This is a genomic window from Pseudomonas sp. SJZ131 (assembly GCF_007828705.1).
Classification (GTDB): domain Bacteria; phylum Pseudomonadota; class Gammaproteobacteria; order Pseudomonadales; family Pseudomonadaceae; genus Aquipseudomonas; species Aquipseudomonas prosekii.
In genome coordinates, this window is record NZ_VIVC01000004.1 from 657,065 (window position 1) to 674,637 (window position 17,573).

Annotated in this window: 16 protein-coding genes; 4 read left to right on the forward strand and 12 right to left on the reverse strand. The window is 62.2% G+C overall.

The window, feature by feature from the left end; genetic code table 11:
- Window position 1: 1 nt before the first annotated feature.
- A complete protein-coding gene (locus FBY12_RS20785; RefSeq protein ID WP_145255466.1) occupies window positions 2-2,827 on the reverse strand; it encodes an ATP-binding protein in 2,826 nt (941 codons plus the stop codon).
- Window positions 2,824-3,270 (reverse strand): TadE/TadG family type IV pilus assembly protein, encoded by a 447-nt coding sequence (locus FBY12_RS20790; protein ID WP_145255469.1) that lies wholly within the window; start codon window positions 3,268-3,270, stop codon window positions 2,824-2,826. The genes FBY12_RS20785 and FBY12_RS20790 overlap by 4 nt, the downstream gene beginning before the upstream one ends.
- A 75-nt stretch (window positions 3,271-3,345) precedes the next feature.
- Here FBY12_RS20790 and FBY12_RS20795 point away from each other — a divergent pair, with 75 nt between their 5' ends.
- Window positions 3,346-3,816 (forward strand): prepilin peptidase, encoded by a 471-nt coding sequence (locus FBY12_RS20795; RefSeq protein WP_145255472.1) that lies wholly within the window; start codon window positions 3,346-3,348, stop codon window positions 3,814-3,816.
- Window positions 3,817-3,943: 127 nt separating this feature from the next.
- Entirely contained in the window at window positions 3,944-4,717 is a 774-nt protein-coding gene (locus FBY12_RS20800) for a response regulator transcription factor (RefSeq protein ID WP_145255475.1), read from the forward strand.
- Between the two features lie 173 nt (window positions 4,718-4,890).
- On the opposite strand, the gene FBY12_RS20805 is transcribed toward FBY12_RS20800, so the two are convergent.
- Genes FBY12_RS20805 through cpaB form a run of 8 tightly spaced genes read right to left on the reverse strand, consistent with a single transcriptional unit; the run spans window position 4,891 to window position 12,335 of the window.
- The gene (locus FBY12_RS20805; protein WP_121733731.1) at window positions 4,891-5,151 is read right to left on the reverse strand and encodes a DUF3613 domain-containing protein; all 261 of its coding nucleotides are present in this window, start codon (window positions 5,149-5,151) and stop codon (window positions 4,891-4,893) included.
- Between the two features lie 9 nt (window positions 5,152-5,160).
- Complete coding sequence (locus tag FBY12_RS20810) at window positions 5,161-5,877, reverse strand: tetratricopeptide repeat protein (protein ID WP_145255480.1); 717 nt, start codon at window positions 5,875-5,877, stop codon at window positions 5,161-5,163.
- Window positions 5,878-5,902: 25 nt separating this feature from the next.
- The gene (locus tag FBY12_RS20815) at window positions 5,903-6,787 is read right to left on the reverse strand and encodes a type II secretion system F family protein (protein WP_145255483.1); all 885 of its coding nucleotides are present in this window, start codon (window positions 6,785-6,787) and stop codon (window positions 5,903-5,905) included.
- Window position 6,788: 1 nt separating this feature from the next.
- Window positions 6,789-7,673, reverse strand: coding sequence for a type II secretion system F family protein (locus tag FBY12_RS20820; protein ID WP_121733728.1), 885 nt, complete (start codon window positions 7,671-7,673; stop codon window positions 6,789-6,791).
- An 18-nt stretch (window positions 7,674-7,691) separates the two neighbouring features.
- A complete protein-coding gene (locus FBY12_RS20825) occupies window positions 7,692-8,960 on the reverse strand; it encodes a CpaF family protein (protein ID WP_145255486.1) in 1,269 nt (422 codons plus the stop codon).
- The gene (locus FBY12_RS20830; RefSeq protein ID WP_145255489.1) at window positions 8,957-10,147 is read right to left on the reverse strand and encodes a pilus assembly protein; all 1,191 of its coding nucleotides are present in this window, start codon (window positions 10,145-10,147) and stop codon (window positions 8,957-8,959) included. Before FBY12_RS20830 ends, FBY12_RS20825 begins: the two co-directional genes overlap by 4 nt.
- Window positions 10,144-11,367, reverse strand: coding sequence for a type II and III secretion system protein family protein (locus FBY12_RS20835; RefSeq protein ID WP_145255491.1), 1,224 nt, complete (start codon window positions 11,365-11,367; stop codon window positions 10,144-10,146). The genes FBY12_RS20830 and FBY12_RS20835 overlap by 4 nt, the downstream gene beginning before the upstream one ends.
- A 20-nt stretch (window positions 11,368-11,387) precedes the next feature.
- Window positions 11,388-12,335 carry a Flp pilus assembly protein CpaB gene (gene cpaB, locus FBY12_RS20840; protein ID WP_145255493.1) on the reverse strand — a complete coding sequence of 316 codons (948 nt, stop codon included), beginning with the start codon at window positions 12,333-12,335 and terminating at the stop codon, window positions 11,388-11,390.
- A 330-nt stretch (window positions 12,336-12,665) separates the two neighbouring features.
- On the opposite strand from cpaB, the gene FBY12_RS20845 reads away from it, so the two are divergent.
- Entirely contained in the window at window positions 12,666-12,872 is a 207-nt protein-coding gene (locus FBY12_RS20845) for a Flp family type IVb pilin (RefSeq protein WP_121733725.1), read from the forward strand.
- A gap of 71 nt (window positions 12,873-12,943) precedes the next feature.
- Window positions 12,944-13,342, forward strand: a complete 399-nt coding sequence (locus tag FBY12_RS20850) for a response regulator (RefSeq protein WP_121733724.1) — start codon at window positions 12,944-12,946, stop codon at window positions 13,340-13,342.
- A 565-nt stretch (window positions 13,343-13,907) separates the two neighbouring features.
- Here the strand turns inward: FBY12_RS20850 and FBY12_RS20855 are convergent.
- Window positions 13,908-15,575, reverse strand: a complete 1,668-nt coding sequence (locus FBY12_RS20855) for a ShlB/FhaC/HecB family hemolysin secretion/activation protein (RefSeq protein WP_145255496.1) — start codon at window positions 15,573-15,575, stop codon at window positions 13,908-13,910.
- Between the two features lie 168 nt (window positions 15,576-15,743).
- Complete coding sequence (locus tag FBY12_RS20860) at window positions 15,744-17,507, reverse strand: collagen-like triple helix repeat-containing protein (RefSeq protein ID WP_145255499.1); 1,764 nt, start codon at window positions 17,505-17,507, stop codon at window positions 15,744-15,746.
- Window positions 17,508-17,573 lie beyond the last annotated feature (66 nt).

The following is a 17,573-nucleotide window of genomic DNA, read 5'->3' on the forward strand; positions in this document are numbered from 1 at the left end:
TTCAAACTTCGGCAACCACCGGCAACTCAATGCAAAACCGCGCGCCTTCCAGCGAGTTCGCCACGCTCAAGCGTCCGCCCATGTTTTCGACGATGCCGTAACTCACCGACAAGCCCAATCCGGTGCCGACGCCAATCGGTTTCGTGGTGAAGAACGGTTCGAAAATCCGCTCCAGCAACCGCGCATCAATCCCGCCTCCGTTGTCCTCGACCCACAGCCGCACCGACTGCGCGTCACGTTCGGCGGTCAGCGAAATCCACGGCTTGAACCCTCGATCCGCCTCGCGTTTGCTCAACAGCGCATCCCGCGCGTTGACCAGCAGGTTGATCAACACCTGCTCCAGTTGATCGACATGCCCGCGCACGCTCGCCGTAAAGGTGTTTTCGCTGACCCGCAGTTCCACACCTTTGCCGCGCAAACCTTCGGCGAGCAGCGACAGCGTGCCCTCGATGGCATCCAGTGGATTGAACGGCTGCTGCTCGATTTCCGAGCGCCGGCCGAACACGCGCATGTGATCGACCACCCGCGCCGCGCGCTGCACCTGCGCGTCGATGCGCTTGAGTTTGTCGCTGAGGTAATCGACTTGCACATCGCCGTTGTCGAGGCGCTTGAGCACGTTGACGATGGCCATGCGCATCACGTTCAGCGGCTGATTGATTTCATGCGCAAGCCCGGTGGCCATTTCGCCGAGGGTGGCCATTTTTGCGCTCTGGGTCAGTTGCTGCTGCGAGCGGCGCACCTCGGTGTTGTCGCGGCCGACCGCCTGAATTTCCAGCAAACGACCGTGCTCATCGAACACTCCGCGATCCGACCAGACCCACCACGCATGCTCGCGTCCCGGCAGCTGCAAACTGATTTCGGCGGTGCTCACCGGCAGCTCCGGGGTCAGCAAACTCAGGCGCTGCAGAAACGCTTCGCGCTGTTCCTCGGACATCCAGCTGCCGAGGTTGACCCCCGGCAGTTGCGCCGGTTCGACCTCCATATACGTCGCCAGTGGCCGGTTGCCGAAACTCAAGGTCAGGTCCGGGCGGTAACGGCAGATCATCGCCGGCGAGTCTTCGACCAGAATCCGGTAGCGCTCTTCGCTTTGCCTGACCTGCTCGGCGGCGAGGGTGGCTTCGGTGACGTCCAGCCACAGGCCGACGGCTTCCACCGGCAGGCCGAGGTCGTCGCGCAGCAACTTGGCTTCGTCGAGCAACCAGTGGTAATCGCCGCGACTGTCGCGCAGCCGATAGCGGGAGCGCACCGAGCCTTCGCGCAACAAATGGCGGGTGCGCTCGAAGTAGCGGTCGCGGTCCTCGGGGTGCACGCGTTCGATCAGCGCAGCGGCGGCGCAGTCTTCAAGATTCCAGCCCAATAACGGCCCGAGGCTGGCGCTGAAAAACGTCGGTATCAGCGCGCCTTCGACATAGCGCTGGACGTAAATCACCGCTGGCGAACTGGCGATCAGATTGTCCAGGCGCGCATGGGCGGCGGCGGTGTGTTGTTGCTGATTTTTCATGTCGCTGATGTCGAGCATAAAACCCACCAGCCGCCGACTGTCGCCGCTGCCGATAGCCTGACCTTGCAACCGATACCAGAGCGGTTGCTGCTGTTTATCCAGATGCGGTGGATTCAGCTGCGCGTCGCCACGGTGCAGGCGCACGCACAGGCTCAATGGCTCGTCATGCTGCTGCAAGGCGTGCATGCGGCTGCGCAATTCTTCGCGGTCGGCGGGGTGGATTTGTCGCAGCCAGGCATCCAGCGACAGCCGCGTGTCGTCGAGTTGCAGGACGCTGGCGAGGGACGGCGCGAGGTGGATTTCATCGGCGCCGAACACCTCCCACCAACCGGTGCCGAGCAAGGCCTGGAGCAATTCCATGCGTTCCAATTGCAGATGATGTTGCTGCTCGCGCAAGCGGCTGAGCAGCGGCCCGGCGAGTGCGCTGAGCAGCAGCAACCAATCGCGATCACCAAGCTCCGGCGCTTTTTCCTGGGCCGAATAAAACCCGCAGAGCAGCCACGCGGCGACCCCGCGATCATCGCTGTAAGGCACGGCAAAACCATCGGCGTGACCGAACAGCGCCTGCAACCGCGGTTGTTGATCAAACAACGGTTGGTTAGCGATTGGTTGATTAATGCCTGGATGATGGATGCCCGGCTGATTGCCGCTCAGATGCTGCGGCGCGGTGCCGTTGAGGCTGTCGAGCAGGCTGCCGAGCGCCTGCTGGTTGTGCCACAGCGCAGGGGCGTCGTGGGCGGCGAACTGGCGATGGATTTGCCAGCCTTGCGCCTCATCATCCAGCAACGCCAGCGCAACGCAGGGCATGTGCCAGCGTTGGGCAATGGTCTGCAATTGTTCGTCGACGATCGCCGGCAACCGCGCGAGGCTGCACGCGCGCAGGTGCTCGCTGATCTGTGCGGCCATTGCCTGACATTCTTCGCGGCTGCGCGCCTGATGCCGTTCGAGCAGCAAATCGCCGATGTCGATCAACTGCAACAACCAACCCTCGCTTGACGGCTGTACCCAACCGCGCAGGTGCAGGGTCTGGTCGCCGAGGCCGGCGAAGTCGAGGTCGAGCATCTGTCCTTGCCAGTCGTCGGGCAGGCCTTCGAGCACCAGCGTGCTGTGCGCCAGAACAAAGTCGTGCAGCGGCAATGGTTGATCGGCCGCCAGTTGCTGGGCGAGCAAGTGCCGCAGCGACCCGGTCATGTGCAGCACCTGGCCATGGTGATTCAGGTGCAGATGCAGGCCGGCCGGCTGCACTGTCGCGGGTTCGGGCCGTTCGGTGCTCGGGGTGTCAGAGCGCTTGAGCAGGCGCGCGAACAGGTGATCGCCGGAGGTCAAAATTGCAGACTCGACGTGGCGCTGAGGTTGGCCGGCAAATTGGGCACGCTGCCCACGCCCGGCAACACCAGAAACGGAATGACCCGATTGAGTTTGCGCGTGGGGTAATTCACCGAGACCGTCAGCGTGCCGTTGCCTGTGTTGTAGACCGCGCTGGTGTCGGCGCCAATCACCAGATCGAGCGCCGAGGGCATCCACGACAATTGCTGTTGCAGCGTGCTGGTGGCGGTGTTTTGCACCACCGTCGCGTAGCCCGGCGTGTTCGGATCGACCGCCACGCTGCGACGCACGGCTTCGGCGGTGGCGTGGTTGAACGACTGCATCAAGACGAACGGCAGGCTGTAGCTGACCACACCGTAAAACACCGCGAAGAAAATCACGAACACCACGGCGAACTCTATCGCCACGGCGCCTTTTTGCTTGCTGGGGAGGCCTGCTTTCATGAGTGCGTCTACCCTGACAGTCACTGCGTAATGTCAGCATAGAATCATTCAGCCAAAACGGACGGTTTTTACCGGATGCAGAGCTTTGTCTTGATTATCTGGTTAACGCTGTGTGCGGCGCAGGATGCGCGCCATCGGCAGATCAGCAATGTGCTGACCCTCGGCGCGGGCAGTTTGGCGTTGGGCTATTTGCTGTGGACCGGGCGCACCTGGATTGGCGCGGAGGCGGCGCAGGGCGGTTGGGCATTTTTGCTGGCGCTGGCATTGACGTTGCCGGGTTATGCGCTAAAGCGAATGGGCGCCGGCGATGTGAAACTAATGACAGCTTTGGCTTTGGCGACCGACGGTATTCATCTGCTCGGGGCATTTATCGGCGCGGGCGTCGCCAGTTTGCTCTGGCTGCTGCTTGCGCCAAAAGTCTGGCTTTATATGGGTCAACAACTTAACGGGCAAATCCAGCATTTATCGGCGAATTCGTCAAAAAAACTGCCCTATGCGCCGTTTGTATGGCTGGGCATGCTCGCCACGCTGATTTGGATCCATTGATCGCAACGCGTCTATTTCAATGTGTACAGACTGGGAAAGTCCGACTACTTTCAAACTGGAGTACTTGTACAGCAGGTGCTCATTAGTACAGGAATGGTCAGGGTTATGACTTTGCATGGAGTGGCACGTGAACAAGTCAAGGTCTGCAGTAAAGGTCCTGGTGGTCGATGATCAGCCGCTGATTGTCGAGGAATTGTGTGAGTTCCTTGAGAGCAGCGGTTATCGCTGCGTGCCGTGCGAATCCAGTGCGCAGGCGCTTGAGCGATTTGCCGATGACGCGGAGATTGGTCTGGTGTTGTGTGATTTGCACATGCCGGACATGGATGGCATCGAGCTGGTCCAGGCGTTGCAGCAGTTGTGCGGTCGCGAGCGCGCGTTCGAGGCGATCATGTTGACCGGGCGCGCTGACAAGCAGGATGTGATCAAGGCATTGCGCGCCGGGATTGCTGACTACTACCAGAAGCCGATTGATCTCGATGAGATGCTCGAGGGGCTGCGGCGCCAAGAGGCGGCGTTGCAGGAGCGGCAGAAGGATTTGCAGCTGGGCCATTTGAATCGAAAACTGCAGTTTTTGTCTGAGTCGATTGATGACCTTTATCAGGATCTGGACAAGGTTCGGCGTGGGCCAGAGGTGGCGGATGGCGCTGCGGCTGATGCTGATTCGGTAGAAGTGCCGGCGATTTTTGATCAGTTGTCACCACGGCAGTTGGATGTGGCGCGGCTGGTGGGCAAGGGCCAGACCAATTATCAGATTGCCTGCGAGTTGGGCATTACCGAGAACACGGTGAAGTTGTATGTGTCGCAGGTTTTGCGCTTGACGCAGATGCACAATCGCACGCAGCTCGCTTTGGCGTTGTCGCCCGGCGTTGCGGGCTCGCGAGTGCGGGTGACCGCGCATTAAATTGCCCCGGCGTCCGGCCCCTCGCAGGGGCCAGATGCCCTTGACCTTGTAGGAGCGAGGCTTGCCCGCGAAGGCGCCCTGACAGCCAACCCATCTCCTGAAGATTCCCCAACCCCCTGTAGGAACGAGCCTGCTCGCGATGCCTTTCGCCCACTCACAACCCCCGCAACCCCTCACTCATTAACCTTGATTTCCCCCCCAGCATCCGGGTCGTAAAGGTCCGGGATTTCATACTGATATTTCTTCAACCAGCGCTGCATGGCGGCTTCCCGCTCCGCCGCGCTTTGGGTCTGTGGTGTCTTCGAGGCAGCCTGATTGCGGCTTTGCAGCACTAGCCAGCCTTCGGTTTCCTGTTGTTGTGGCGATGACGGGCCGGCGTCGATGGCCAGGGCGGTTATCGGGAACAGTAAGAGGCCCAAGGTTTGCAGTTTCATCTTCTGCTCCTATTTCAGGGTCACCGAGGGTGTTTCTGCGGCGATCGCGACTCGGTCGGTGGCGGTGGTTTTGCCCGGCTGCCGAAGTTTTTCTGCGCGGGCCTGGGCGTCGGTGAATTGTTGCGGTGTCAGGTGTGAGCGGCTGACCACTTCGGCGGCTTGTTGCCAGTTGTTCTGGTAGAGCAACAAAGTCACCAGATTGGCCGCCGCGAGGGTGTCGTTCTGCTTGAGTTCGATGGCGGTGAGGAATTCGAATTGCGCGTCTTCCAGGCGCAGTTGGTTGAGGTAGACCACGCCCAGGTCGTTGCGGATTTTTTCGTTGGTGGGGGCGAGGCGTGCGGCGCGTTGCAGGTGCGATTGCGCTTGGCCGTAGTCGGCGCGGGCGGCGTAGAGTTGGCCGAGGCCTTGTTCGGCGTCGGCCGTGAGGCAACCGCCGAGCAGGCTGCGGTAGAGCGGTTCGGCTTCGCTGCGGCCCAGCAGGCGATAGACCTTGGCTTTGCGCAGGCGCACTTCGCCGAGGTTATCGGGCAGGCTTTGCAGGTTGGCGAGGCTGGCGTGGAGTTTACCGTCGTTGGCCAGATCGTCGGCCAGGTTCAGCGCCAGTTCCTGATCGGAACTGAGCTTGCTGCAACTGGCCGGCGACAGCATCGCTGACCATGGCGCCTGGCCGTCGGTGGCGCAGCCGGTGAGCAGCAGCAGGCCGAATGCAGCGATCAATAGCTTCATTTTGTTCCCTCAAAAAGTGCGTGACTCACGATGCAAACGCTCGGGTCATGGCGGTCAAACCGGGGCCGGCGAGGACAATCAGCAGGGCTGGAAACAGGAACAGCATCATCACCACGGACATCTTCGCCGACATTTTCGAGATGTATTCCTGCAGCCGCGTCAGGCGTCGGTCGTCGAGCAGTTGCTTGAGCGCCAGCAGTGATTTCATCGCCCCGCCGCCCTGATGGATCAGTTGCTGCAAGATCAAACAGGTGTCGCTGAACTCGTCCACCGCCAGCAGCAGCGCGGCTTTGTGCAACTCCTGGCTGAGTTCGAGGCCGGAGTCGACGCGGTTGAGGATCAGCTTCAGTTCGCGGGTCAGTTGCGGCAGGAGTTTTTGCCCTTCGCCGCTGAGCACGCGCAGCGCTTGCTCGACCGCCATGCCCGATTCGAAAAGGATCCGCAGCAGCGGTATGAACGTCGAGATTTCCGTGGCGATGGTTTGCTGTCGGCGAGCGGCGGCGTAGGCGAGCAGGCGTTTGGGCAGCAAATAACCGAAACCGGTCGCCAGCAGCGGCAACAACCAGCCGTTGGCGGCACCGGAGAAAAACACTTCTTTGACCGTCAACCCGAGGCCGAGCATCAGCAGCGGCGTGCCGACCTGAAACGCTGCGTACACCGCGCGGTCATTGGCGCGGCGCCAGCCCAGACGGCTGAGCAGGGTTTGCGTTTCGCTGTCGATGCTCACCGAGCGCTGGCCGAAGCGGCTGTTGCCGAGCACGCGCAACCAATTGCCGAAACGGTTCTCGCGAACCAATTGCCCCTGCAAACGCAGCGTCACCTGGCGCACCCGGCGACGCGCTTGCAGCATGTGATTGGCGACCAGAAACACGGCGCCGAGCAACAACATCAGGCTGGCGAGTAGAACCATCTCAGACACTCCGCAACATGCGCCACAGCGCCAGGCAACCGATCACTTGCAGGACCAGCGCGGCAATCAACATCACTTGCCCGCCCGAGTCGCTCCACATGCCGAGCATGTAGCCGGGATTGGTCAGCATGAAATAGCTCACCAGAATCATCGGCAGCGAGCCGAGCACCCACGCGGTCATCCGCGTTTCACCGGTCATCGCGCGTAGTTGTCGAGCGCCCTGGTCGCGTTCGCGGATCAGTTTGATCAGGTTCTCCAGCAGCTCGCTGGCATTGCCGCCGTAGCGATGATTGACCTTCAGGCCCAAGGCAAACATGCGCAATTCGTCCTGTTCATAAAGCTCGGCAAAGTCGCTGACCGCGTCCGGCAAATTGACCCCGAGCTGCACGTTGCGCTGCACCCGGCCCATCGCCATTTTCAGCGGATCTTCACTGGCGTCGATGCCGCCCATCACCGCGTCAGCCAAGGTTCGCCCGGATTTGAGACTGCGCACGGTGTAGTCGAGCAACTGCGGCAATTGTTCGATCATGCGTTTCACGCGACGCCGATACAGCCACGCAATGTACAGCCGCAACGTGATGGGCGGCGCCAGCAGCAGCGCGAGCAAACCGAGCCAGTCGCCCAGCCAGTAACCGATCAACATCGCCAGCGCCCACAGCAGCAACCAGCGCCCGAGGTGTTGCGTCGGGCGCCCGAGGCCGGCGCGTAAAAACATCCGTTCCAGACCGACCCACTTGACCTTGTCGGCGGCCAGTTGCGGCTGACCGTGGGCCAGGCGATCAAGTACCCGCTCGTGTCCGGTTTTGCGAATCCCGTGCGCGAACAGCCACCCCGACAAGCCGAGCAGCAGCAGGCAAATCACGCTGAGAATCATCGGGACGATCATGCCGAATGCTCCATGCCGTCAGCCCAGGCTCGACTCGTGGCGCAACTTGTCACCCGCCGGGTTGATCGCCTCGCGCACGAAACCGAAACCGCCACGGCGGTCGAGGCGGAACAAGGTGTTGGTGACGTAAACGTCTTCGCGCACGCCGACCACTTCCACCACTTCGCTGACGCAGCGGCGGCCATCGGGCATGCGCGTCAGTTGGATCACCACGTCGAGCGCCGCGCAGATCATCTGCCGCAACGTGCGCTCGGCGATGGCGCGTCCGGTCAGGCCGACCAGGGTTTCCAGACGCAGCAAGGCATCCTGCGCGTTGTTGGCGTGCACGGTGCTCATCGAACCGTCGTGGCCGGTGTTCATCGCGGTGAGGACGTCGAGCACTTCGACGCCGCGAATCTCGCCGAGGATGATCCGGTCCGGGCGCATCCGCAGGGCGTTGCGAATCAGGTCGCTGGCCTTCACTTCGCCGTGGCCCTCGGCATTCGGCGGGCGGGTTTCGAGGCGCACCACGTGCGGGTGGCCGAGTTGCAATTCGGCGACGTCTTCGATCGTCACCAGCCGTTCATGCGGATTGATCAACTGGCTGAGAATGTTCAGCAAGGTGGTTTTGCCAGTCCCGGTGCCGCCGCTGATAAGGATGTTGCAGCGCTTGCCGACGGCGTTCTGCAGGAACTCGAAAATCGCCTGATCGATGGTTTGCATCGCCATCAGGTCGCTGCTTTTGAGCATGTCCTTGCGGAATTTGCGAATCGACAGGCACGGGCCATCGAGGGCAATCGGCGGAATGATCGCGTTGACCCGACTGCCATCCGGCATCCGCGCATCGACCATCGGCGAGGACTCATCGAGGCGTCGGCCAAGCGGTGCGAGGATGCGCTGCATGACCCGCTCGACGTGGTGCGCGTCGATAAACCGCAGGTCGCTGAGGTGCAGCACGCCTTCGCGTTCGATGAACACGCGGTGCGGGCCGTTGACCAGAATTTCGGTCACCGCCGGGTCGCGCAGCAGCACTTCCAACGGACCAAAACCGGTCAGCTCATCGACGATTTCTTCGGCCAATCGCTCCATCTCGTAACGGGAAATCGCCAGGTGCAAACGGGCAATGTATTCGGCGACTTTGTCGGTGACGAATTGCGCGAGCAACTGCCGTGAACCTTCCAGCAGGTTTTTTCCGGATTCTTCGATGGCGTCGATGATGTAGCGGTGCAGCACCAGTTTCAGGCCTTCGTGATCGGTGTTGCCGGACGCGTTGCGCTGTGGCGCGCCGAAGAGTTTTTCGCCGTTCATTGCGTGCCCCTCAAGCGGTCCAGCCAGCCTGCCTTGGGTTTGGCCAGGCCTTCGGAGCGCTTGGCCAGGCGTTCGCCGAGGGTGCGCAGGCTCTGCGTGAGTTTTTCCCGTGGGGCCAATTCGAACAGCGTCACGCCTTGGTTTTTTGCATTCAGGCGCACTTCCGGGCTGCAGGGCAACACGGCGATGACGTCGAGGTTGAAGGTTTTGCCGAGGGTTTCCGCGTCCGGCGCGATGTGGCTCAAATAGCGGTCGACGAGGAGGCGAGCATGGTCAAGCTTCATGCCTTTTTCACGCCACAGATTGAGCACCGCAAGGTTGCGTCGGCAGTCGAGCACGTTCTGGTCGCTGTACCACAGCAACTTGTCGCAATGGCTGACAAAGGTGCGCAGCGCTTCGCTGTCCGGCTGCCCGGCGAGGTTCACGACGATGTGCTGGAAGTGCTGACGCAAGGCGCTGAGCAGCATGTACAACTCGGCGGCGCTGGTGCTTTCCAGCGGCTCGTCGTTGCTCGCGTAGGCAAGAATCCGCAGGCCTGCCTCGGCGCTGGTGAAGGCGCTGTCCATCAGCGTGGCGTCGAGTCGGCGCAAGTGACGCAAGGCGTCGCCGAAGTGAAACGAGCTCTCCAGCCCGAGCAATGCCAGGCTGTCACCACGCGGCAAACCGAGGTCGAGCAGCAAGGTTTGTTGTCCGCTCTTTTGCACCACCAGCGCCAGGTGATTGGCCAACAATGCGCCGTCGCCATTGCTCTGCGTGCCATACAGCACAGTGAGCCCGCCGAGTTGGGTGTTCGGCGCGACCGGCGGCAGGCGTTTGCTCAAACGCCGCACCAGCCCGGCGACTTCGCTGGAACGCGAGCCGTACGCGACGAAATCCCGCGCTCCAGCGCGCATCGCGTTGAGCACCAATTGGTTGTCCATGCCATCGCCGAGGGCGACGATGGCGAGCATCGGTTTGGCTTCCAGCGCGCCTTCGATCAATGCGCTTTGCGCCACCACATGCTCGCGGTCGAGGCCGACGAACACCAGGCTGGCGAAGGTTACGTCGACCAGCGCCAGCAGTTCATCAAGGCTGCCGCCACCGGCGCCAACCACTTGGCCGAGCGGCGCCAGCGCGCCTTGCAGCCATTCCAGATCGGTGCTGTTGCGGGTGATCGCGAGAAAGGTCTGGCTCAGGCTCTGGCTCATTGCGACAGTCCGCTGCGTTTGTCGAAGTTGCCGTTTTCGAGGAAAAACATCCGATAGAAATTCGGGTCGTAGTTGCGCAGTTTTTCCCCCGGCAGCGACGGCAATTGCGCGTCCGCCGACAACGGTTGAACCAGGTGCGGGGTGACGATCATCAGCAGTTCGCGCTCTTCGCGATTGATCTGCGAACTGCGGAAAAACGCGCCCAGCACCGGAATATCACCGAGCCCCGGAAACTTGTTGACCTGCGAACTGTTGCTGGTGCTGATCAGGCCGCTGATGACAAAACTCTCGCCGTCGGCGAGGGAAATGCTGGTGTCGGTGCGCCGGATGGTCAGCGCCGGCACGGTGGTGCCGGCGATGTTCACGGCGTTGCTGAAGTCCAGTTCGCTGACTTCCGGCGCGACTTTCAGGGCGATGCGATTGCGCCCGATGATGGTTGGCGTCAGGGTCAGGCGAATGCCGAATTCCTTGTATTCGATGGAGACGTTATCGCTGCCGGCGCTCGGCACCGGCACCGGAATTTCGCCGCCCGCGAGAAAGCTTGCGCTCTGCCCGCTCAATGCCACCAGACTTGGCCGGGCGAGGGTGTAGGCGAAGCCGCTGCCCTCCAGCGCGTTGATGATCATCATGGTTTTGCCGCCGATCCAGGAGAAGTTGAACAGGCTGTTGTCCACCGGCAAGCGCGGTATCGGCACGCCGTCGATGGGCGGCAACGTGCCCGGCGCCCCGAACAGAAAGTTGCCGCGCGTGCCGATCAATGACGCGGTGGCTTCCTTGAGTTTGGTGCGGCTGACTTCGACGAAGCGGATATCGGTTTGCACTTGCGACGGCAGCGACGGGTCGTCGGATGGCAGCAGGCTGGCGCTGGTCAACGCGGCGGTGGCGCGGCCCTGGACGAACACCATGCTTTGCCGCGGTTCGCTGGCGCAGGCGGTCCAGATCATCAGGCTGGTGGCGCCGGGCGCAATGCCGGTGAGCAAAAACGCCGAGCTGCCATTCGGGTGCACGTCGGCGATTTTCGGATCGCCGATCGCCAGACGGGTGATTGCCACCGGTGATTGCAGGTCCTGTTGCAAGCCTTCACCGATCTCGATTACCGGCGGCAACCGTCCGAGCGCGGCGCAATTGCCGGTCACCGCGAGCGCGGCTTGCATGGGCAGCGGCATCAGCATCAAAGCCCCGAGCAGGGTTTTGAACAGTGGCGAGGTACGACTCTGCATGCCGTGACATCCTTGATCAGTCATGGGGTTTGCTGGCTAATTTGATTGCCGCGAATCACTTCAATCGGTGCTCGCGCCGCTGCGCTATGGCCGCCGCTGGCCGGGGATTTCGGCGCCGCGCCGAGGGCCAGTTGGGTGAATTGGAAGAGCTGGCTGTTGGCGCTGTCGAGTTTGCCCGGCGCGGCGTCGGCGCCGGCCCAGTATTTGGCCAGGCGCTGCTCCTCACTGCTGCGCACCGCCAGCCGCAAGGTGCCGACCTGGGTCGCGAGCATCAGCCGACTCAGCAATTGCTCAGGCACCGCGAGGACCACGGTGCGCGCGGCGATGCGGCGTTGATCCTGTTTGAGTTTGTCGTCGGCGCTGAGCGCGGGTGTGGCCGGTTGACCGTCGTTGGTCAGGCCGTATTGTTCGCCGACGCCAAGCACGCGCATGGCCGGCACGACGATCTGCGCCGACTGCTGCAGGTTGCTGCTGTCCTGACGCAAAAACAGCAACACATCGACGTAATCGCCCGGCGTCAGTTGGCCCGCCGCACCGATCACTTCGTCCACGGCGACGGCGAGGGCGCGCTCATTGCTGCGGATCATCCGCGCCAACGCGCCGCCCGCTTCGAAGCTGTCATCGCTGAGCCAGGTGCCAGCCTTGAGCTGGCGCCAAGGCGTGCGGCCGACCGCTTTCTCAAGCGAGGCGAGGCTGCCGGCGGGAGCGCTGCGAAGTTTTTCGATGGTCAGGTCGGCGGCGGTCAGCGAGGTAAACGGCGGTACATCGCGCGTCAGCACCACGACCGGTTGACGGGTCTGGTCTTCAGCGCTGGCGACGGTTTTTTCCACGGTGGTTGTGGCCGTCGGCGCGACCACTGGCGCCGCGACCGGAGCCGGCTGGCGGCTGAGCACAAATCCCCAATAACCGACAAAAATCGCCCCGAGCAAAAGCAAGCCTGCAAGGCCCATGGTGACGCGACTGTTCATGACGGCTCTCCCTTTCCCGCTGCGCTGACATCTCGCATTTCCTGACGAGGCGTTTTCGCAATCAGGCAGCTATGAACATGAAACTATTTCGCTATTTGGACGCTAGTCGATCTGAAACAAAACGCCATTAGCCACCGCTAAATATCTGACTTAAGTATGAGAAATGACCGATTAATCGCTGTTTTGCCTGCGCAAATTGCGACTAATCCTTTGTGATTAATCCGTTCTTACAGTTGTTGCCGGGGGCTTTGTTGACAATGCTCAAGTGGCACAGGGAAATCCCGTTGCAGCACCGTTTCGTCGGCGCCAGAGGCGCGAAGGAGTAGACGCATGATTCTCGAATATCTGTTGCTCAGAGCCCGGTTGTTTTTCAAGGACACTGAAGGCGCATCGGCCATCGAGTACGCGATTGTGGTTGCCATGGTGGCGGTGGTGGCGGTGGTGTTTATCGCGCCGGTGGGTGCCGAGGTGCGGACGATTTTCAACAGTATCCTGGAGGCCTTGGGCGGCGATGCGGTGGATGCGCCAACGCCTTGATCGGCGTGAACATCGCGCTTGGTCAATGAGCCGCTACACTCGGTTGCACATTCCGTTTTCAGGTGCCGCTTATGAATCCTTCTTCGCCGCCACGCCAACAGTTACTCCTGGTTGACGACGAAGAGGATGCATTGCTGGAACTGGCCGAGTTGCTGGAGGGCGAGGGCTTTGTCTGCTTCACCGCGACGTCGGTGAAACTCGCCCTGCATCACCTCACGCGCAATCCCGATATCGCCCTGGTGATCACCGATCTGCGCATGCCGGAAGAGAGCGGCATGTCGCTGATCAAACGCCTGCGCGAACACACCTCACGCCAGCACCTGCCGGTCATCGTCACCTCCGGGCATGCCGACATGGAAGACGTCAGCGACATGCTGCGCTTGCAGGTGCTGGATCTGTTTCGCAAACCGATCTATCACGTTCGGCTGCTTGAGACGCTGAATAATCTGTTTCCTCTGGGAACTGGGTGAACCTGTGGTTTTGCGGTGAATGATGAACCGCTATCGCGAGCAGGCTCACTCCTACAAAGGGCTGTTGTCAGTTCACAACATCTGCGGCCACCACCAAACCCCTGTAGGAGTGAGCCTGCTCGCGATGGCGTCGGCACATCCAACATCCCAGTCACCTGACACACCGCCATCGCGAGCAAGCTCAGCTCCCACAGGATTGATGGTTGCTCACGAGACCTGCGCCCACCACAAATCCCCTGTAGGAGCTGAGCTTGCTCGCGATGAGGCCAGTACATCCCACATCCCTGTCACCTGACACACCGCCATCGCGAGCAAGCTCGGCTCCCACAGGATTGATGGTTGCTCACGAGACCTGCGCCCACCACTAATCCCCTGTAGGAGCTGAGCTTGCTCGCGATGGGGCCGGTACATTCAATATCCCAGTCACCTGACACACCGCCATCGCGAGCAAGCTCAGCTCCCACAAGATTGATGGTTGCTCACGAGACCTGCGCCCACCACTAATCCCCTGTGGGAGCTGAGCTTGCTCGCGATGGCGGCCTCGCCGCCGCCGCTATCTCTCCTGCTACAGCTGATAACTGAAGCTCACGCTATACCGCGGTCGTCGGTTGAAGGTGTCCAGCGCTGCATCGGACATCGGTTTCGCCGCTTCCAGCGCGACGTTGTAATACTTGGCGTCACCGAACCTCAGCCCCAGCGCCGCCGAGGACAGATTATTGCCCTGCACCGGCAACTGGTTGAACCAGGTTTTCGCCCGATCGAACACCACGTACGGCTGCAACACCCGCACCCAACTGCCGTCGCGATTGAAGCTGTAATTCACCTCATACGCCACGCCCCAACCCTTGTCGCCGGACGCCTGATCATCGGGATAACCGCGACCAAAATTCTGTCCGCCAAACACCGCGCGTTCGCTATCAGGCAAGGTGTCGTCGCTCCAGTACAGCGCGCCTGAGAGCACGCCTTGCCAGTTGTCGAAAAACTTGTCGCTCTGCACGCCGGATAAACGCAATCGCAGAAAATCCAGGTCCTGATCGGCATTGGTTTTCGCGCCCATGCCATCGATGCCTTGATACACGCCGCCGCTGAGAATCCGCAGTTGCCGGGCATTCGCCTTGCGCCAATCACTCTCGAACGCGAGCGCGCGAATGTCGGTGCGCACCTCGACACTTCGCGGGTCATCGACCACGTCGTAGCGGGTTTTATCGTTGACCGCATACAGCCGCGCGCCGGCGCTGAGGGTTTGCGTCGGCGAGGCAATCAGCGCATGGCTGAAGCCGATCGAATAACGATCATTCTCCCGATGCGGCTCCAGTTGCAGGCCGTTGGCGAGCAGCACATTGGTGCCCGGTTCGGCGCGGTAGCGGGAGGCGGACAGACTCAGTTGCGTGCCTTCGGCATTGAGAAACTGCGCGTAGTCGAGCCGGTAGTAATGCTCTTTGTCCTCGCCCGGCGGAAACAGGCCGCTGAGGCTCAATTGTTCGCCCATCGACGTCTGCGCGTTGCTACTAACCCCGAGCAAAGCCTGGGTGCCGCCGCGACTTTTTTCAGTGGCGCTCAAGCTGCTGGTGAACGGTTTGCGGCTGGCCTGCACCGCCAGATACGCGGCGCCATCGGTAGTGCCGGGCGGCGGCACTTGCGCCTGCAACGTCACGCCGGGAATCCGGCTCATCAGTGTGGTGTAACGCTCGAATGTCTTGCGCGTCAGCGGTCGTTCGGCTTGCAGTTTGCTCACCAGTTTATCCAGCAGACCCTTGACCCGACCGATGTCGCCCTGCAACTGATAATCCTTGATGTAACCCTCCACCAGCACCACGCGGGCGACGCCGTTATTGAACGACTGCTGCGGCAGAAATCCGTAGGACAGCAAGTAGCCGTCCTGCTGATAACGACGGGTGATTGCGCGAGTCGCTTCGATCCATTCGGCGAGGCTGGTCTCGTGGCCGAGCAGCGGTTGAAAATTCGCCGCCAGTTCTTTGAGCGGGTAAATCGTCCCGCCCTCGATCTGCACGTTGTTGATCGTGACCTTGGTGCCCATGGTCAACGGCTGAGCCTGCGCGGCGCCAGGATCCGGCACTTGCAGCGGCGCCGCTTGCGGGCGATAAGCGTCCGCCGGCAGGTTCGGCACAGGAAGATTACGCGTGGTTTCGTTGCTGTTGAGAAAGCTCGGGAGGGTGTCGGCGAGGGCGAAGGAACTGACGCTGATTAACACGAGGGAAGCCATAACGCGCATAGGACACTCCATGGTCATATCGCAACATCCTTCGATTCGTCAGCTGCCTGAACCAGAACCGCAGGATGTCCTGCTCCAAAAGAAAAAGCGGAAGACTCGAGTCGAATCTTCCGCCTCCAACCAAGCGTAGGCGCTGTAGATTGGGCCGTCGAATCGGCCAGGTGCAATTCAGTTTTTATTGCCGCCCAAACCACCGAGCAAACCGCCGAGTCCACCCGTGGCGCCTGTGCCCGACCCGCCGCTCGCGGCGCCGCCATTGAGGAGTCCGCCCACCGCGCCCACCGTCGCGCCGACCGTGGTGACGGTGTTGCCCACCGCCGCAACCACCGGGCTCGGCGCCGCTGCCGCAACGTTGCTGCCGACACTGCTGACCGCGCCGCCCACCTGCGTCAGCAAGCCATTCACCGGTGCGCCGAGGCCGGTGGCCGCGCCGACTTGTTGAGTCACCGCAGTGACGCCGCTGGTGACCGGATTGAGCGCCGTGCCGACTGCGCCGCCGACGCTGGCGAGCGCTGCGGTCGGCGCCAGGTCTGGCGCACTTGAGCCGCCGAGCGCGCCGCCCACCGAGGCCACCACGCCGCCCACTGCGCCGAGGTTGACGCCACCCGCGCTGACCACCGCGTTAGTGTTGCCAGCGTCCAGACCCGCGCCGACGTTCGCCACTGCACCGCCGACGGTTTGCAGCAGTCCCGAGTTGCCGAGGCCGCCGGGGCCAGTGCTCGCCAACAGACCGCCGGCCGTGTCCGTGGTGGTGGCAACGTTGGTCAGCGCTGTGCCCGCGAGTGTGGTCACTGGGTTGCCGTTGCCGGCCGCCGTCACTTTGCCGCCCAGATCAGCCACTGCCGTGCTGACGTTGCTGACCAGCGTGTTCACCGGATTGCCCAGGCCAGTGGCGCTGCCGACTTTGCTGGCGAGGCCTTCGGTCAATGTCACGACCGGCACCAGCACTTTGTTGCCGACGTCATTGGAAAGCGTCCCCAGCGGGCCGGTGCCGGTGGCGACGTTCAAAGTGTCGCCGAGCATGCTGACTTTTTCGCCGACGCCGCCGAGCACCGGTGTGACTTTGCTGACCACACCGCCGACCAGTGGAATGGCGCCGGTAGCGGTGGCCAGTTTGGCGCTGAGGTCGGTGACGCCGTTGCCGGCATCGGATACCACGTTGCCGACGATGGCAGTGGTTTTGGTCATGGCCAGCGGGTCGGTGCCGAGTTGGCCGAGGCCGGTGTCGAGCCCGCCACCGATGCTGTTGACGACATTGCCGGTGGTGGTCAGGGCGCTTTGCACCACGCCGCCAACCACCGGCACGGAGGTGACCGAACCGCCAATCCCGCTGACGCCGCTGCCGACGCCGCTGATGGTTTTGCCGAGGTCGGAGACCACGGTGCTGGTGATCAGCGGGGTGACGGTTGTGCCAGGGCCATCGGTGCCGCCAGTTCCTCCGGTTCCTCCGGTGCCGCCAGTGCCGCCAGTGCCTCCGGTTCCGCCGGTTCCGCCGGTCCCGGCAGTGCCGTCCGTGCCACCGCCAGTTCCACCAGTCCCGCCGGTCCCAGCGGTGCCATCCGTGCCACCGCCAGTCCCACCCGTGCCGCCGGTTCCAGCGGTGCCATCCGTGCCACCGCCAGTTCCACCCGTGCCGCCGGTTCCAGCGGTGCCATCCGTGCCGCCAGTTCCACCCGTTCCGCCAGTCCCATCGGTCCCGCCAGTTCCCGCCGTTCCGTCAGTTCCGCCCGCCGCGCCACCGGTGCCGCCGGTGCCGTCAGTTGCACCGCTTCCGGCGCCGCTGCCACCGGCACCGGCGGTATCCGTCGCGCCAGCGGAGGAACTGCCGGACGTGCTGCGATGACCGCCACCGCCGCTGCTGCAACCGGTCAGTCCGAGAGAAAGGATCAATGCCACTGCTATTGCCGATTTGCACCACACCTGGGTTTTCATGAGAGTGATTCCTTGCACCTGAAACAACGTTCGCTGTCTTCGATGGCTGGCCGGTTCTGTCGCCGG

What these genes read in the sequence shown, in the direction of transcription:
- FBY12_RS20790 (WP_145255469.1), bottom strand. Translation starts at nt 3,270, where the DNA reads ATGAAAGCAGGCCTCCCCAGCAAGCAAAAAGGCGCCGTGGCGATAGAG.
- FBY12_RS20795 (WP_145255472.1), top strand. Translation starts at nt 3,346, where the DNA reads ATGCAGAGCTTTGTCTTGATTATCTGGTTAACGCTGTGTGCGGCGCAG.
- FBY12_RS20805 (WP_121733731.1), bottom strand. Translation starts at nt 5,151, where the DNA reads ATGAAACTGCAAACCTTGGGCCTCTTACTGTTCCCGATAACCGCCCTG.
- FBY12_RS20810 (WP_145255480.1), bottom strand. Translation starts at nt 5,877, where the DNA reads ATGAAGCTATTGATCGCTGCATTCGGCCTGCTGCTGCTCACCGGCTGC.
- FBY12_RS20815 (WP_145255483.1), bottom strand. Translation starts at nt 6,787, where the DNA reads ATGGTTCTACTCGCCAGCCTGATGTTGTTGCTCGGCGCCGTGTTTCTG.
- FBY12_RS20820 (WP_121733728.1), bottom strand. Translation starts at nt 7,673, where the DNA reads ATGATCGTCCCGATGATTCTCAGCGTGATTTGCCTGCTGCTGCTCGGC.
- FBY12_RS20825 (WP_145255486.1), bottom strand. Translation starts at nt 8,960, where the DNA reads ATGAACGGCGAAAAACTCTTCGGCGCGCCACAGCGCAACGCGTCCGGC.
- FBY12_RS20830 (WP_145255489.1), bottom strand. Translation starts at nt 10,147, where the DNA reads ATGAGCCAGAGCCTGAGCCAGACCTTTCTCGCGATCACCCGCAACAGC.
- FBY12_RS20835 (WP_145255491.1), bottom strand. Translation starts at nt 11,367, where the DNA reads ATGCAGAGTCGTACCTCGCCACTGTTCAAAACCCTGCTCGGGGCTTTG.
- cpaB (WP_145255493.1), bottom strand. Translation starts at nt 12,335, where the DNA reads ATGAACAGTCGCGTCACCATGGGCCTTGCAGGCTTGCTTTTGCTCGGG.
- FBY12_RS20845 (WP_121733725.1), top strand. Translation starts at nt 12,666, where the DNA reads ATGATTCTCGAATATCTGTTGCTCAGAGCCCGGTTGTTTTTCAAGGAC.
- FBY12_RS20850 (WP_121733724.1), top strand. Translation starts at nt 12,944, where the DNA reads ATGAATCCTTCTTCGCCGCCACGCCAACAGTTACTCCTGGTTGACGAC.
- FBY12_RS20855 (WP_145255496.1), bottom strand. Translation starts at nt 15,575, where the DNA reads ATGCGCGTTATGGCTTCCCTCGTGTTAATCAGCGTCAGTTCCTTCGCC.
- FBY12_RS20860 (WP_145255499.1), bottom strand. Translation starts at nt 17,507, where the DNA reads ATGAAAACCCAGGTGTGGTGCAAATCGGCAATAGCAGTGGCATTGATC.